This window comes from Evansella cellulosilytica DSM 2522 (genome assembly GCF_000177235.2).
In the GTDB taxonomy this organism is placed as follows: Bacteria; Bacillota; Bacilli; order Bacillales; family Salisediminibacteriaceae; genus Evansella; species Evansella cellulosilytica.
Map to the genome: position 1 here is coordinate 3,316,057 of NC_014829.1, position 16,368 is coordinate 3,332,424.

Here is a 16,368-nt window from a genome sequence, read left to right on the forward strand (position 1 = left end):
ACTAGCGCAGGTTTATACTGGAGGTTGCCTTTTTTAGTTATTCATTTTCTTTTTTCTCAAACAAGCTTGTCATAAATCGTTGTACGCGATTCATAGTCAATATTTTCCTCTCTAATTGAGTCACTGCTTGGAGCTCAGTCATTGCATTATCTTTTTTCTTATAAGCATCTACAGCTTGGTAAATACTTTCTGGAAATGCTAAATAGCTTATAAATAAATGCTTCTCTTCTTCAAACAATGCAAAGTGTCGTTCATATAAGTGTAACCAATGCTGACCTTCTTGCTCATCCCAAGGTCTTGATTGGAAAAAATGACGGAATAATAATGCTAAATCTCTTGATGGCGTGTCTAATACTGCCTTTTCAAAGTTTAATAAATACGCAGTTCCATATTTATCAAAGCAAGCGTGCTTTCGACTCGGCTTTCCATGACATAAAACACTTCTGAAGCTTTTTTTATGTTTTGCTCCTTCTATCCATGAACTCAAATGCTTCTCTGCTTCATCGGCCATGTATAAACTTCGTTGGAAGTGCGTTAAAAAAGTAAGTTCGAATGGTGATAAGTATACATTCCCTTCTATTTGATCAGCATACCTCTCCATTTCAAGCCTTCTGTACCCCCATCGTCTTTTTAACGTTTCATATGATTCCTCTAACACTTCTTCTGAATACTCTTGTGTTCTTTCTGTTAAGCCATGGAGCCTTGCCAATTCTTCCACCATTACTTCTTCAGGGTGTACTGGGTGACGAAACTCTGTATTGTCCTCATACCAAGGCATCATATAATATGCTTGCTCATTGTACCGAACGATGTAATCCCCATATTTTGTAGGTAAAATGGGGACGACGTAATGGAAACCAATACGCTCCAATCGCCTTATGACATGAACGAACCAATCCGCTTCCTCTTGATTCATTTTTGCCTCTTTTAATGCATATACACCATTTGCAGAGAAAACTTTTTTTACTTTTCCTACAGTTTCTATTTTTTCTGGATAAATATCGTATTGAAATAGTACTGCACCTATAGGCTTTTGCTGAACTTGTATGTTCATACAGTCACCCTCTCCCGTGTGACGTCCAACCATTCAACAATTGCCTTCACTAACTTTCTAGAACTCTCCCATTGGTAGCTTAATTTCTCTTTCCACATTGCCATTTCTTCTGCATCGTCTACATTTTTCACAGAACTCAAAAACGTAATGAATTCCCAAGGTATAAGGCAATCTACTAGCAAGTTTTGTCCATGCTTATTATTGAGAGGAAAATAGTTGTCCACTTCGTCTAGCAACTTAAATAAGGATGCTTGCCCATAGCGCTCCAACCATTCTGATAGTATCAATCGTAAGGAGCGATAACCTTGTTCTGGCTTTCCATTATTATGAGTCCAATGTAGCCCTTCAAATACAATTTTCCCTTGATCTAACGAGTGAACTGGTGCTACAACAGGTTCAATAACGTTATCACCTTGCTCCTTTAAACTATTTGCCTTTGATAACCTTAGTAGGGATTCTTTCCTAATCGCCTCTAAAAATCTAGCATCCTTGTTATCTTTATAATGTGGAATTTGCATATATAACTTCTTTTTTGTTTCTTCCGTCACTATTGGCTCTTCAAAGTCAATATGAAACTCATCCATCTCCAAAGTGAAATATTGACCTAGAAAGAAACCGAATTGTTTTTCTTGATCTTGGAAGGAGTAGAGGCTGGTCACTTCATCATGAAGTGTAATCCAGCCTGCCTCTGTAAGTAAAATCCTTTCTCCTTGTGCGGTTTGAATCATTCGATTCGTTAAAACGCCTGTTTTTTCAGCAAGTCGATCTCGCCATTGTGCATGCCACCGTGCAAGCTTCTCGTCTGGCCATAGCGTAACCCGTTTCATTCCTTTTTCAGTCGACAGTAGCTCCCCATTTACTTTCCATTGTGCTTGATTAAAACCGTAGCTTTGTTGTATATCATGTAAACTAACCATTTATACTCCCCCCGATCACGAACTGGATGTAGGAGTCTGCCTTACGGGAATGTAAAGAATCTGTCCCTCTGAAACTCTTTCTTCACTTAATCTATTTACTGAGATGAGACTACTCACTTGCATTTCATACCGATCAGCAATCGTTTCTAATGATTCTCCTTCTTGCACAATACACATTTTAAGCTTCGAGTACTGTTCTTCACCTTTAGTAAGCATCTTCGTTAAGTAAAGTGCATTTTCTTCCTTTCTTTCACTCGCCTTCGATGTCTCTCCATCTTCATCAACTCTTCCAGCTTCGCTATTTTCTCCACTGAGATCCTTTGAATCAGCCTTAAATGATACTTTTGGTTCCTGTGAAGTAAACGATACGATAGGCTCAGCTGACGCATCTGTTCTATCTACCGACTCGGATTCCTCTTTTAACGGCTCTACAGACTCTGAACGAACTTCACTTACCTCTTCTTCTGACTCAGAATTTACTTTAATGACCTCCTCTTCATTTTGATCCTCTACAACATTTTTTTCTATATCTTCATCTCTATTAATCTCATTATCTGGCTGTTCATCTACTTCATTTACCGGCGTAGGATCAATATTTGCTTCTACATCTTCAACCTCATCTTGTTCTGATTGTCGATACGCCTCAAAGTGAAAACTTCGATCATTTTGGTTGTTGTCATTCCTGCTCATTTCAAATTCTACAGTTTGCTCTTCTATAGGAGAATTATCAAATGTATATTGAGGAGGACTATATTGTTCTTCTTCCTCAACATTACGATATAAACTATCCCCTACACTCTCGGCTTGTCGCTCTACTTCTCTCTCACTTTTTATTCCACTAACAGATACGCTAGCTTCTAACTCAATACAACCTTTGTTAGGCATCTCATAATCAAAGGTGTCGACAGTGACATATAAGTCCTCTAAACGGTGTATTCTCTCACGAGGAATCGTTACATCTAAAGGGAATGAATGCCTAATCATTCCTATTCCATCGTCAGTCATAGAAACTTCTTCAATCGACCTAAAAGAAAGTTGGTCTGAAAAAGAGCCTCCGCTTGAATCTTCTTCCTTTGGCTTATACTCTCCAAATAGTAAGAGGTTTCCTCTTACGTTCACCTGATCCTCCTCTTCCTGAATAGAGATATCTGGCTCTAATGCTAGTGATAACAGTTCATCGATTTCATTGCCTTGGCTTAACCAAACTGATTCCTTAATAGTGAATGCCAAGGATGACGGTTGTTCGTTAGTCAACGTGATTCCCCCTTTATTTTAAACTCGCCCATTCGCTTAGTTGCTCTACGGTGTTTGTCTTTGCTAGCTTACTTAAAGTGACTCATACGTTACACATGTATGATTCAAGCTTTAAAAATATGCCTATTCGTAAAAAAACAAGCATATGTCGACACGTTCTTTTAAGTAATCATTATTCGTCCTACTTAATGTTTGATTTTCTCACACAATGAGTTCATAATAGTTAGAATATTAATACATAAAGGAGTTGTTTGTTATGCAAACTATCCAATCTATTAGTCAATTTGTGAGTAAATATTTTGCGTTCTTTGTCATTATTATTGCAGTTATCGCTTTTTCAGCACCAGAAGGCTTTACATGGATTGCTCCTCACATAACGATACTATTAGGTATCATCATGTTTGGAATGGGATTAACGATGAAGCTATCTGATTTTTCCGCAGTTGCTAAAAAACCTATACCTGTATTTTTCGGAGTCATTGCTCAATTCGTCATTATGCCATTAGTAGCTTTTGGAATAGCGAAACTATTAGGACTACCTCCTGAATTAGCTGCTGGTTTAGTATTAGTAGGAGCATGTCCTGGTGGAACCGCATCAAATGTAATGGTTTATTTAGCAAAAGGCGATCTTCCAGTTTCCGTTGCGATGACTTCCGTATCTACTTTATTAGCACCACTATTAACACCTGCAATCTTATTATTATTAGCAGGTCAATGGCTTCCAGTAGATGCAGGAGCTATGTTCTTCTCTATCATTGAAGTCATTATTGTTCCGATCGCATTAGGGATTATCGTGCGGAAGCTATTACCGAATATAGTGGAAAAAGGTACAGAGGCACTCCCTGTCATATCTATTGTCGCTATACTCGGTATTGTTGCTGCTGTTGTTGGAGTAAATCAGGAAAATTTAGCATCTGCTGCTTTGTTATTGTTTACGGCTGTCATTCTTCATAACGTTTTCGGTCTCTTACTAGGCTATGTTGCCGCAAAGGCTGTTGGTCTTGACGAAACGAAACGTCGTGCAATTTCTATTGAAGTAGGGATGCAAAACTCAGGACTTGGCGCTACATTAGCTAGCGTTCATTTTTCTCCACTTGCTGCACTACCAAGCGCTATATTTTCTGTATGGCACAACATTTCTGGACCAATTCTCGTTTCTTTATGGTCAAGAAAAAAAGTAGATAATGAGGATGACAATAAGAAGGCGAGTTAAAAAAATAGCTTCGAAATCGAGTAAACTATCTGAGATTTCTAGAATATAAGCGGTGAAGGCTGCTAATTTGCCAACTGCTTATATTGTAGTGCTTCTATCTGAAGGTAGATGGCGTGTGGTCCCATCTTACCTTCACTCTTCTTTTTCTTTGCTCAAGGGCAGATTGTGGCATCATTTCTTCACCGCTTCTAAAAAAAAGGTTCTAAGTCAAATGTTGGGGTGGGAGAATAATTCTCCTGCCCCTTTATCCTACTTGAATTGTCTTTCCTTTTAATTGATGATGTAATAACACTCGCATTCGCAATCTGTCATAACGCTTAAATCCAAAGGCATTACGTTTTATGACCTTCGTTTGGTTGTTAAGCCCCTCAATTGGACCATTGGTGTAGCCAAAAGTAAAACTATTAATTATCTCATTCTCCCAGTTCTTAAACGTTTCAATCGCTTTTATAAACTCCTTCATCCCTGAATTTTTAACCAATTCATAGAAGTTATTAAGACCTTGTTTTACTCGTAAGCCATCTTTGGAACCTATCTCTTTTGCCTTATCAAACCACAATCGGAAGGCTTCCTTAAGTTCATATGCCCTTCTTAATTCACTGGAGAGATTTAAATACCTTTCCAAATACCAGTGCTGCTTCTCTGTTAAATCCTCATGGCGTTTATTAAATACATGCTTCATTCGTTTGCACTTTTTTCGGTCGTAATCATGAAAGTCTTTTTGAACTCTTCTTCTTACTTGATCTAATGACCAATATATATAGCGACAGAAGTGGAAACGATCCGCAATAATCACAGGACTACCCAGGGCTTTTTCTACAGCTGACTTGAAGGAATAACTCATATCCATGACTACCATTTTTACATTGTCACCTTTTTTTCGGAGGTAGGACTTAACAGTTTTCACCGAACGATCCGGAAGGATGTCCAGCGGCTCTCCTGTCTTTCCATTCGCTATGATAACCTGGAACTTTCCTTTGTTTGTATCTCCTTTATATTCATCAATCGCAATTACTTCAGGTAATTCCTCCACTTCCTTAAACATCGGTGTTGAAATTTTATCAAATCGTCTTATTACAGTGGTTGGAGATGTTCGAAACTGGCTAGCTGTATCTTTAAAGTTCTTTCCTTGAATGACACGCAATCCCAATGCCTGATTCCATTCCACTGTATGGCGCTGATACTTTTCTATCACTTTCGTCTTTTCAGGAAAACTCTTACCACAGGAACACTTATAGCGTCTCTTTCGATAAAACAAATATGTGTTTCTTTCAAACATCTTCAGATGTTGGATCTTCTGAATTCGATAGTCATGAACTTGCTTCGTTTTCCCCTCACATACGGGACATCGATGTGTTTTACGCTCCATCTCTACATGGATATGAAACGAATCTGCCACTACTTCTGTTTTTGTTACAGTCAACTCTTCTAAACCAGGAAAATTCATGATAAAATGCATATGCACGCAACTCCTATCCTTTTCTTGTTTCTTCGACAATTCAAGTTTAAAGGATATTGGAGATTGCGTGTTTTTATATGCTCAGAATTTTCTTATTACCCCAACATATATTTTAGAGCCAAAAAAAACGAAGAACGAGCTTTACTAAGCTCGTTCTTCGTTTTTTATTTTATTTTTGCAAATGCCTGCTTTGCCGCTTCAATTGTGCGGTCAATATCCTCATCAGTATGCTTTGTAGATAAGAACATTCCTTCGAATTGAGAAGGCGGTATAGATATGCCTTGGTCTAGCATTAACTTGAAGTATTGTGTGAACATAGATAAATCTGATGAAGATGCTTTTTCATAATTAGTTACTTTTTCGTTAGTAAAGAAAAAGCCTACCATTGATCCGGCACGATTGATATGGTGTGGAATACCATAGTTCTTTGCAGCTGCTGACAAGCCTTCAGCAAGACGTTTTCCTAATCGCTCAAATTCTTCATAGCTTTCAGGCGTAAGCTGACGGAGCGTTTCATAACCAGCTGTCATCGCTAATGGGTTTCCTGACAACGTACCTGCTTGATAGATTGGACCAGCTGGAGCAATTTTTTCCATTATTTCACGCTTCCCACCGTAAGCACCTACTGGTAATCCACCACCAATAACTTTTCCTAAACAAGTTAAATCTGGTGTAACACCAAACTTCCCTTGGGCACATTCGTAGCCTACACGGAAACCTGTCATAACCTCGTCAAATATCATTAGAGTTCCATTATCTTCAGTTATTTTGCGGACACCTTCTAAGAATCCTTCCTCTGGAGGGACAACGCCCATGTTTCCTGCTACTGGCTCTAATATTACTGCAGCGATATCGTCCCCAAACTCACTAAATGCTAATTTTAAGCTTTCTAGGTCGTTATATGGTACTGTTAACGTATTTTGTGCAACGGATTCAGGTACACCAGGACTATCGGGTAACCCTAACGTTGCTACACCGGAACCAGCTTTAATAAGTAAAGAATCTCCATGACCGTGGTAGCAGCCTTCAAATTTCACAATTTTATTACGGCCAGTGTAGCCTCTTGCTAATCGTAGGGCACTCATTGTAGCCTCTGTTCCTGAGTTAACCATTCGAACAACTTCAATTGAAGGTACACGTTCTACAACTAGCTCAGCTAACGTCGTTTCGATTTCACTAGGGGCACCGAAGCTAGTTCCTTTTTCCGTTACAGCTTTTAATGCTTCTACGACTTGATCATCAGCATGACCTAATACTAGCGGACCCCAAGAAAGCACGTAATCAATATACTCATTTCCATCAATGTCCCATATGGTTGACCCTTTACCTTTTTCCATAAAAACAGGGTCTAAGTTTACTGATTTAAAAGCACGTACAGGACTATTGACTCCACCTGGCATAACCTTCTTTGCATGTTTAAATGCTTCTATTGACTTATTTCGGTTCATTAGAAAATAAGCCCCCTTCTATGTATTTATTGTTCTAACCACTTTACAACATCTTTTGCAAAATAAGTTAAAATTAAATCGGCTCCCGCTCGCTTCATACTTACTAATTTTTCTAAAACGATACCTTTTTCATCTACCCAGCCATTTTGAGCAGCAGCTTTTATCATTGAGTATTCACCACTAACGTTATAGGCAACGACAGGAAGTGGAAAACGGTCTTTCACATCTCTCATAATGTCTAAATATGAAAGTGCAGGCTTAACTATGAGGAAATCTGCTCCTTCCTCGACATCTGATTGTGCCTCTCTTAAAGCATCTAGTCGATTGGCAGGATCCATTTGATATGTTTTACGATCACCAAATTGAGGTGAACTATGGGCTGCATCTCGGAATGGACCGTAAAAAGATGATGCAAACTTCACTGCATAACTCATAATTGGAATATCGTGATATCCCGCATCGTCTAATCCATGACGGATCGCTGCTACAAAGCCGTCCATCATATTTGACGGCGCAATAATATCAGCTCCAGCTTTTGCTTGCGACACTGCAGTTTTCACAAGAAGCTCAAGAGTAGGGTCATTTAACACTTGTCCATCTTCAATCACACCACAATGACCATGGTCAGTAAACTGACATAAGCAAGTATCAGCAATGACTGTTAAGTGAGGAAACTTTTCTTTAACTAAGCGTGTCGCCTGCTGCACTATTCCGTCTTCAGCATAAGCAGATGTTCCACACTCGTCCTTTTCATGAGGTATACCGAATAAGATAATTGATGGTATACCGAGATCAACAACTTCCTTCACCTCTTGCTCTACTAGATCTAATGACCATTGATAAATACCTGGCATTGAAGCAATTTCATTTTTGATGTTTGTACCTTCTTTAACGAAAATAGGATAGATTAAATCTTCTTTATGTAAGTGTGTTTCTCTCACCATATTACGAATACCTTCTGTTCTACGTAACCGTCTATGGCGACGAAAATCAATTGTTGACATAAATAAACCTCCTTAACTTTATTTAATATGCTTCATGATTGCATGGACTAAAGCTTCTGTCGTAAATTCCTTAGGGATGATCATCTCTTCAATTCCTTCATCCTTTAATGCACGACTAGTGACTGACCCTATTACCGCAAAATGGAGCTTGTCCACATTGTTCATCACCACTTCTTTATCGACTTGCGAGAAAAAAGAATGCACTGTTGATGGACTAGTAAAAATAATAATATGTATTAAGTTCTTTTTTATAAGTTCATTTAATTTTGCCTTATCATCGATACGAAACACTGTTTCATAAACAGACGGATCATCGATCTGAATACCAACCTTATGTAATTCTCTAGTTAAGACATCTCTAGCAAGATCGCTTTTCGGATAGAGTACTTTCTCTCCGGCTGACAGTTCTGTTTTTAATGCAGATGCTAAATGCTCTGCATCAAAAATTGGCGGTATAATATCAGCGTCGAAGCCTTCTTTATTTAAGCTTCTTAACGTACTTTTCCCTACAACTGCAAATTTCATGTTACATATTTCACGCTTACTCAGACCTTGTTCTTTAAGGATTTCTAGAAAAAAGGAGATACTATTCGTGCTCGTAAAAACAATGTAATCATACGTATGTATCATTTTTATCGCTTCTTTTATTTTTGGGTCAGACGTTTTTTTCATGGAAATAAGGGGAATTTCTACGACATTCCCCCCATGCTTTTCCAAGTATTTCGTTAAAGGCGCGGCTTGGTGAATCGCCCTCGTGTTTAATAAAGTATAGCCTTGAAGTGGTGAAGTCATGATTATATCAAGCTCCTTATTGATCGAGGTCAGCTTTCACTTCGTCTAACACTTTCTTTGCACCAGCTTTAAGCATTCGCTGTGCAACTTCCTTTCCAATAGCAACTGGGTCAGTCCCAGCAATTGATTCGCGGAAGATTTGCTGACCATCTGGTGAACCAACAAGTGCAGTTAATGCAATTTCACCATTATCTTGGAGTGTCGCATAGCCTGCTACTGGTACTTGGCATCCACCTTCTACCGTATGGAGAAAAGCGCGTTCAGCAGTTACTGTTTTTTCTGTATCACTATCATTTATTTTAGCTAAAAGCGCTAGTACTTCTTTATCATCTGCACGGCATTCTATACCTAATGCACCTTGTCCTACAGCTGGTAAACATACTTCTGGCTCTAAAAATTCTGTCACAATATCACTTGTCCATCCAACTCGCTCTATACCGGCTGCTGCTAAAATAATCGCATCAAAGTTTTCTTCCCGGCATTTACGTAGTCTTGTATCAATATTTCCTCTAATCCATTGAATCTCTAAATCTGGTCGTTTCGCTAACACTTGTGCTGAACGACGAAGGCTACTCGTACCAACAATGGACCCTGCAGGCAAATCCATTAACCCTTTTCCACTGTTAGAAATGAATGCATCTCTTGGATCTACTCTTTTCGGAATAGCGCCGACCGCCATACCGTCAGCAATTTCGGCAGGTAAGTCTTTCATACTATGAACAGCAATATCAATTTCACCATCATACATTGCTTTTTCTATCTCTTTTACGAAAAGACCTTTTCCCCCAACTTTTGATAACGTTACGTCTAATATTTTATCGCCTTTTGTCACAATTTCCTTAATTTCAAACTCGTAATTTAATCCTAGTGATTTTAATTGTTCTATAACCCACTTCGTTTGTGTCATTGCCAAGTTACTTTTACGTGAGCCAACTATTATTTTTCTCATGCTTACCTCCAACTGATATCAATACACTTATTGTAAAGAATCATATCATTATTTTCAAATAATCCCTTTAATACTACGCTTACACTTTACCAAATATGAAAGTTAGAAAATGAGCTAGATAAAAAGTAATTAATTAAAAGAAGCAAAAATGCTGCAATATTAAAAAGTGCTAATCCGTATCCACGCTGCTTTTTTACAGCCCATTGAAATAAATATACGCTATAGGCAATCATCACCAAAAATGAGCTAATGACCTTTAAGTCTAACCACGGTATTTGGTCAAACTCTAACCACGTCCATACAATCCCTTGAATTACCCCTAAAAGCATCAGTGGAAGCCCTATGAGTGTAAAAATATAAGAAAAACGCTCTAGAACAGAAAGGTTACCAATCCTCACCATCTTTTTTCCCCATCTCTTCTGCTTTAACAAATGATGTTGAACCGCATATAAAACAGATAGTGAAAAGGATAGTGTTAATAAACCATATGCCAATAAAAGCAGTGTCACATGAATAACTAAAAGCTCTAATATAAGTAAGTCAGAAAGCCTCGGTGATATATCATCCGTTGGTGCAAATATACTAATTGTTAAAATGACAAAGCCGATAATATTTACTACTAATAGTAAAAAATCTAACTTTGAAAAACGACTAATGACTAAAGAAAAGATCACAAGAATCCAAGCATATATAAACATGCCTTCGAATATCGTCATGAGTGGTAGCCGGTTATATTCGACAGTTCTAATTATAATAAATATCGTTTGTAATATGGCAACAATCGAAAGCAACCAGAAGGCAAGTTTATTTACCTTCTGGTTGTTTTGAATGAAGTCAACAAAATATCCTAACACACTCAACGCGTATATAATGATAATTGAGATGTACAAAAGGTTTAGTAGCATACACTTTTCCCCTCTCTATATAGAGCGGGCAACCACTTTATTATTACTAGCTAGCTTTGCCTTCCGTTTTTCCACATTCCACTGACGTTCTATTTTATTTATTTGTATTTGAGAGGAAGGAAGTTGCTCTTGCTCTTTCAGTTGTTCATCTATAGCAAATACCTTTGTAATAAACTTTAATAATTCCTCTGAATTTTCCTGTTCTGGTAGTTCCTTTACTGCTGAAATAGGGTCTCTTAAAAACTGGTTGACAATGCTTTTCATATGTTTGCGAATAACCTTCTTTTCTCTATCAGATAAGCCCGTTAACTTCCTTTCAAGACTTTCCATCGTATCCGCTTGGATCGTTACAGCCTTTTTTCTAAGAGCCGAAATAACTGGTACAACGCCTAAAGTGTCTAACCATTCACTAAAGCCGATTAATTCTTCTTCAATCATTAACTCTATTTTCTCAGCTTCCTTCTTACGATCTTCAAGATTAGCAGCAACTATCCCTTGTAAGTCATCTATATCATATAAATAGACGTTTTCAATGTCTGCTAAAGAAGGGTCTAAATCACGTGGGACAGCGATATCAACAAGAAATAAAGGACGGCCTTTTCTTTTTTTCGCTAGGCTTTCTACTCGAGACTTTGTTACAACATAGTCTCGCGAACCCGTTGAGCTAATTAATATATCTGTAGCTACAAGAGAACTATCCATCTCATCCATACTTAACGCTTTCCCATTAAACTTTTCAGCAAGCATAATCGCTTTTTCTTTCGTACGGTTCATTACTGTAATATCATTAACACCACTTGATGTTAAATGCTTAGCCGTTAACTCACTCATTTTTCCAGCACCTAATACAAGTACCTTTTTATTGTCAAAGTCTCCAAATATCTTTTTCCCTAATTCAACTGCAGCATAGCTTACTGAGACCGCATTTTCACCGATATTCGTTTCAGAGTGTGCGCGTTTTGCTAGCGTTATAGCTTGCTTAAACAAATGGTTAAATATTGTCCCTGTTGTTTCTTTTTCCTGCGCAAGTATAAAGCTATCTCTTACTTGACCTAATATTTGCGTTTCTCCTAAAATCATCGAGTCTAAGCCACACGTAACACGAAATAAATGCTCGATAGCATGTTCATCTTCCCTAATATCTAGATAACGAGAGAAGTCTTCCTTCTGAATATTAAACCATTCAGATAAAAATACTTTCGTATAATAACGACCTGTATGCAGCTGGTCAGCTACTACGTATACTTCCGTACGATTACAGGTTGAGATAATGGCACATTCTAGAACACTTTTCGATTGGCGAAGCTTCAATAATGCACGACCTAAATCATCTTGAAAGCTAAATTGTTCTCGAATTTCAACTGGAGTTGTTTTATAATTCAAACTAACGACTAGGATGTGCATGCTTTCACCCCCATAAATTTTAGAAATTCATCATCTGTCTTGCACAATTTTATTTATTATCGTCATAACAACTGGAAAATTTATGAATAATTTATATTTCATAAGAATTATTATCAAAACTCGTCTTACATTATAACATTTTTATAGTGAATAACATAAAAAAAGGTATTGAGAAATTATGAACAATTTGTGTCCTTGTGGGTATTTTTTGGTAACATGTGTATTATTGTACCCTATTAACCATATTTTACAAAAAAATTATGATAAAAAACAATTTATAGGAGTTGTGATGAGTGAAAAATAATAATAACCTTTTTCCTGGAATTATATTAATCTCTGTTGGACTTTATTTTCTTTTAAGACAATTTAACATTTCATTTCCTTTTTCGGACACAGTCTTTACTTGGCCTAGTATTTTAGTTGTTATTGGAATTGTTCTTGCGTTTCAAGGCTTCTCGAATCGAGATGACACTAAGATGTTTTCTGGATCAGTGTTACTCGGCTTAGGGGTGTTTTTTCATGGCGCTCATACATTTTCTAGCTGGGGCTATCATTGGGGATACTTTACACTAATCATTAGCATTGCTTTCTTTATGAAATACTTTGTTCATAAAAAAGATGGATTAACTCCTGCTATTGTATTACTCATTATATCTGGATTTGCGCTTTATTCTGATAAGGTATTTTCTTGGTTAAACAACCTCACTTCTAGCTTTGACCTGATTTGGCCAATTGCGTTAGTTGTCGTTGGTATTTATGTGTTGTTTTTTAAGAAGAGATAATCACAAGAGTATGAACAATAAAGGGCGACTCAAATTGATAGAATCTTCGAGTCACCCTTTGAAATATACTCTTTTCTTCTGTACTATTACTTTTCCCCAAAAAGGAGATTACTCATCTCTTTCCAAGCTTTCTCTTTTCCTTGACCAGTTTCTGATGAAAAAACGACGATTTTATCTTCTGTATGAAGCTCTAAATGCTCCTTTATTTGCTTGACATGCTTGTCCCATTTTCCACGAGGGATTTTGTCAGCCTTTGTTGCAACAATTAACACAGGATGCTCGTGATGCTTTAACCAATCGTACATCATGACATCATCTTCTGTTGGCTTATGCCTAATATCAATTAATTGCACAACACCTTTTAGTTGCTCTCTTTCTTGAAAATATGTCTCCATTACACGTCCCCACGCCTCACGTTCCGACTTGGATACCTTTGCATATCCATAGCCTGGTACGTCGACAAAATGAAAACGTTCATTAATAAAATACCAATTTAGCGTTTGTGTTTTCCCAGGACGTTGCGATGTTCTCGCGAGGCCTTTCCTTGCGAGCATCGTATTGATGAAGGATGACTTTCCAACATTTGAACGTCCAGACAGAGCCACTTCTGGAAAGGGCCCTGCTGGAAATTGATGTGGTTTTGCTGCACTTATAATAATTTCTGCACTGTTAATTTTCATATTACTCTCCTACTAAAGCTTCCTTTAATACTTCATCCAAGTGTGACACTGGAATAAAGGTTAAATCCTTTCTAACACTTTCTGGAATATCCTCTAAATCCTTTTCATTATCCTTAGGCATGATAATATGTGTAATTCCTGCTCTATGCGCACTCATCGACTTTTCTTTTAAACCTCCGATAGGTAATACGCGTCCTCTTAAAGTAATTTCACCTGTCATGCCTACCTCTTTACGTACCGCACGCCCAGTTAAAGCTGAGATGAGAGCAGTTGCAATCGTTATTCCTGCTGATGGTCCATCCTTCGGCACTGCACCTTCTGGAACATGGATATGAATATCATTCGTCTCATGAAAGTCGGAATCAATTGATAATTCCTCTGACTTAGAGCGTATATAGCTAAATGCAGCCTGAGCCGACTCCTTCATAACATCTCCTAATTTCCCTGTAAGTGTCAGTTTGCCTTTTCCTGGTGCTAGAGATACTTCAATTTGCAAAGTATCACCACCTGCTGTCGTATATGCTAGTCCAGTAGCAGCACCTATTTGATCCTCTAGTTCAGCTTTTCCGTAACGGAATTTAGGTTTACCTAATAAATCTTCAATCGTTTTATCAGTTACAATAACTTTCTTTTTCTCTCCTGAAACAATAATTTTCGCAGCTTTACGGCAAATTGTTGCCATTTGACGCTCTAGTCCACGGACACCTGCTTCACGAGTATAATAGCGTACAACTTTTAGAATCGCCTCTTCTTTAACTTGAAGCTTCCCTTTCGTTAAGCCATGCTCTTTTACTTGCTTCGGTAGTAAATATTCTTGGGCTATATTTAGTTTTTCAACTTCTGTATAGCCAGCAATATTGATAATTTCCATACGGTCCATGAGTGGAGCTGGGATAGCACCAATGTTATTTGCTGTCATAATGAACATAACCTTTGATAAGTCATAAGGCTCTTCTATATAATGGTCGCTAAAGCTGTTGTTCTGTTCAGGATCTAACACTTCTAGCATTGCAGCAGAAGGATCACCACGGAAGTCACTCGCCATTTTATCGATTTCATCTAGTAAAAACACAGGATTAATCGTCTCTGCTTTCTTCATCCCTTGGATGATTCGACCAGGCATCGCTCCGACATACGTACGACGGTGTCCGCGAATTTCCGCTTCGTCACGTACACCACCTAACGATATTCTCACAAAATTTCTTCCTAAAGATCTGGCAATTGAACGTGCTAATGACGTTTTTCCTACCCCTGGTGGTCCGGCAAGACAAAGGATAGGACCTTTTAATTCACGAGTTAGCTGCTGAACCGCTAAGTACTCAAGTACTCTTTCTTTCACTTTTTCTAATCCGTAATGATCTTCATCCAGTATTTTTTCGGAATGGTGTATATCAAGTAAATCCTCTGTTTCCTTTGACCAAGGCACTTGTGTTAACCATTCAACATAGTTCCTTATTACAGAGCTTTCGGCAGAACTTGCCGGCATCTTTTCATAACGAGCCAACTCTTTAATTGCTTTTTCTTGTACTGATTCTGGCATATCAGCGGCTGCTATTTTTTTACGAAACTCCTCAATTTCACTTTCTTTTCCATCTTTATCTCCAAGTTCCTTTTGAATAGCTTTCATTTGCTCACGCAAGTAATATTCTTTTTGCGTTTTCTCCATCGATTTCTTCACACGTTGTCCAATTTTTTTCTCAAGACCTAATACTTCTTTTTCATTACTCAATATTTGAAGTATTAAAGTTAAGCGCTCCTTTAATGAAAAAGTTTCTAGCACTTCTTGTTTTTGAACTATTTTTAATGGCAAGTGCGATGAGATAATATCAGCTAATCGACCAGGTTCAATAATATCTGAAACTGTGGCAAGCGTTTCTTGCGAGATTTTCTTTGAAATTTGAATATATTGCTCAAACTGCTCTAAAACATTACGCATTAATGCTTGTTCTTCAACGGTTGCCTCCTGTCTTTCTTCAAGGAGTTCAACTTCAACTTCGAAGTACTCTTCTTTATCCTCAAACGTCAATACATTCCCTCTTTGTAGGCCTTCAACGAGCACACGAATCGTTCCATTAGGTAACTTTAGCATCTGGTTTATTTTTGCTAACGTCCCTACTGAATAAATATCAGTTTCATCTGGTTCATCAATTGCTATTTCCTTTTGGGTAACGAGAAAAATTTCTTTCTCGTCAACCATAGCACGTTCCAGTGCTTGAACCGATTTATCTCGACCTACATCTAAATGAAGCACCATTGTTGGATATACTAATAAGCCTCTCAATGGCAGTAAAGGGAGTTTTCTTTGAGTATGCTCACCCATATAAACATCTCCACCTTATCTATACTATTTAAGAAAAAAACATCATGGCTACAATGTTATTTTTCTTAGTTTTCCTCATAAATATGACTTTTACTTCGCATTGAATTCAGAAAAGGTTATAAAAACAGACGTCATTCACAGAATAACGCCAGTAATATCATGAAGTCTCGTTCAATTTTATCTTATT

At 37.7% G+C, this 16,368-nt stretch carries 14 protein-coding genes; 2 read left to right on the top strand and 12 right to left on the bottom strand.

Annotated elements, in window-relative coordinates:
- Positions 1 to 37: 37 nt before the first annotated feature.
- Genes ysxE through spoVID form a run of 3 tightly spaced genes read right to left on the bottom strand, consistent with a single transcriptional unit; the run spans position 38 to position 3,225 of the window.
- Positions 38 to 1,054: a spore coat protein YsxE gene (gene ysxE / locus BCELL_RS15390; protein WP_013489694.1), complete on the bottom strand. Its 1,017-nt coding sequence runs from the start codon at positions 1,052 to 1,054 to the stop codon at positions 38 to 40.
- On the bottom strand, positions 1,051 to 1,971 hold the full coding sequence (locus BCELL_RS15395) for a hypothetical protein (RefSeq protein WP_013489695.1): 921 nt from the start codon (positions 1,969 to 1,971) through the stop codon (positions 1,051 to 1,053). Before BCELL_RS15395 ends, ysxE begins: the two co-directional genes overlap by 4 nt.
- Before the next feature lie 15 nt (positions 1,972 to 1,986).
- On the bottom strand, positions 1,987 to 3,225 hold the full coding sequence (gene spoVID / locus BCELL_RS15400; RefSeq protein WP_013489696.1) for a stage VI sporulation protein D: 1,239 nt from the start codon (positions 3,223 to 3,225) through the stop codon (positions 1,987 to 1,989).
- Positions 3,226 to 3,481: 256 nt separating this feature from the next.
- On the opposite strand from spoVID, the gene BCELL_RS15405 reads away from it, so the two are divergent.
- Positions 3,482 to 4,438 carry a bile acid:sodium symporter family protein gene (locus BCELL_RS15405; RefSeq protein WP_013489697.1) on the top strand — a complete coding sequence of 319 codons (957 nt, stop codon included), beginning with the start codon at positions 3,482 to 3,484 and terminating at the stop codon, positions 4,436 to 4,438.
- Between the two features lie 244 nt (positions 4,439 to 4,682).
- On the opposite strand, the gene BCELL_RS15410 is transcribed toward BCELL_RS15405, so the two are convergent.
- The 7 genes from BCELL_RS15410 to hemA all read right to left on the bottom strand — a co-directional run bounded on the left by BCELL_RS15410 (position 4,683) and on the right by hemA (position 12,399).
- Entirely contained in the window at positions 4,683 to 5,903 is a 1,221-nt protein-coding gene (locus BCELL_RS15410; RefSeq protein ID WP_081457318.1) for an ISL3 family transposase, read from the bottom strand.
- 158 nt (positions 5,904 to 6,061) lie between these two features.
- Positions 6,062 to 7,345, bottom strand: coding sequence for a glutamate-1-semialdehyde 2,1-aminomutase (hemL, locus tag BCELL_RS15415; RefSeq protein WP_013489699.1), 1,284 nt, complete (start codon positions 7,343 to 7,345; stop codon positions 6,062 to 6,064).
- Positions 7,346 to 7,371: 26 nt separating this feature from the next.
- The gene (gene hemB, locus BCELL_RS15420) at positions 7,372 to 8,349 is read right to left on the bottom strand and encodes a porphobilinogen synthase (protein ID WP_013489700.1); all 978 of its coding nucleotides are present in this window, start codon (positions 8,347 to 8,349) and stop codon (positions 7,372 to 7,374) included.
- 18 nt (positions 8,350 to 8,367) lie between these two features.
- Complete coding sequence (locus BCELL_RS15425; protein WP_013489701.1) at positions 8,368 to 9,141, bottom strand: uroporphyrinogen-III synthase; 774 nt, start codon at positions 9,139 to 9,141, stop codon at positions 8,368 to 8,370.
- A gap of 16 nt (positions 9,142 to 9,157) precedes the next feature.
- Positions 9,158 to 10,090, bottom strand: a complete 933-nt coding sequence (gene hemC / locus BCELL_RS15430; protein ID WP_013489702.1) for a hydroxymethylbilane synthase — start codon at positions 10,088 to 10,090, stop codon at positions 9,158 to 9,160.
- A gap of 86 nt (positions 10,091 to 10,176) precedes the next feature.
- A complete protein-coding gene (locus BCELL_RS15435) occupies positions 10,177 to 10,995 on the bottom strand; it encodes a cytochrome C assembly family protein (RefSeq protein WP_013489703.1) in 819 nt (272 codons plus the stop codon).
- A gap of 15 nt (positions 10,996 to 11,010) precedes the next feature.
- Positions 11,011 to 12,399, bottom strand: coding sequence for a glutamyl-tRNA reductase (hemA, locus tag BCELL_RS15440; protein WP_013489704.1), 1,389 nt, complete (start codon positions 12,397 to 12,399; stop codon positions 11,011 to 11,013).
- Positions 12,400 to 12,692: 293 nt separating this feature from the next.
- On the opposite strand from hemA, the gene BCELL_RS15445 reads away from it, so the two are divergent.
- Positions 12,693 to 13,181, top strand: coding sequence for a LiaI-LiaF-like domain-containing protein (locus tag BCELL_RS15445; protein ID WP_013489705.1), 489 nt, complete (start codon positions 12,693 to 12,695; stop codon positions 13,179 to 13,181).
- A gap of 86 nt (positions 13,182 to 13,267) precedes the next feature.
- Here the strand turns inward: BCELL_RS15445 and yihA are convergent, their stop codons facing one another.
- Both yihA and lon read right to left on the bottom strand, forming a co-directional pair.
- Complete coding sequence (yihA, locus tag BCELL_RS15450; RefSeq protein ID WP_013489706.1) at positions 13,268 to 13,861, bottom strand: ribosome biogenesis GTP-binding protein YihA/YsxC; 594 nt, start codon at positions 13,859 to 13,861, stop codon at positions 13,268 to 13,270.
- A gap of 1 nt (position 13,862) precedes the next feature.
- Positions 13,863 to 16,181 carry an endopeptidase La gene (gene lon, locus BCELL_RS15455; RefSeq protein ID WP_013489707.1) on the bottom strand — a complete coding sequence of 773 codons (2,319 nt, stop codon included), beginning with the start codon at positions 16,179 to 16,181 and terminating at the stop codon, positions 13,863 to 13,865.
- Positions 16,182 to 16,368 lie beyond the last annotated feature (187 nt).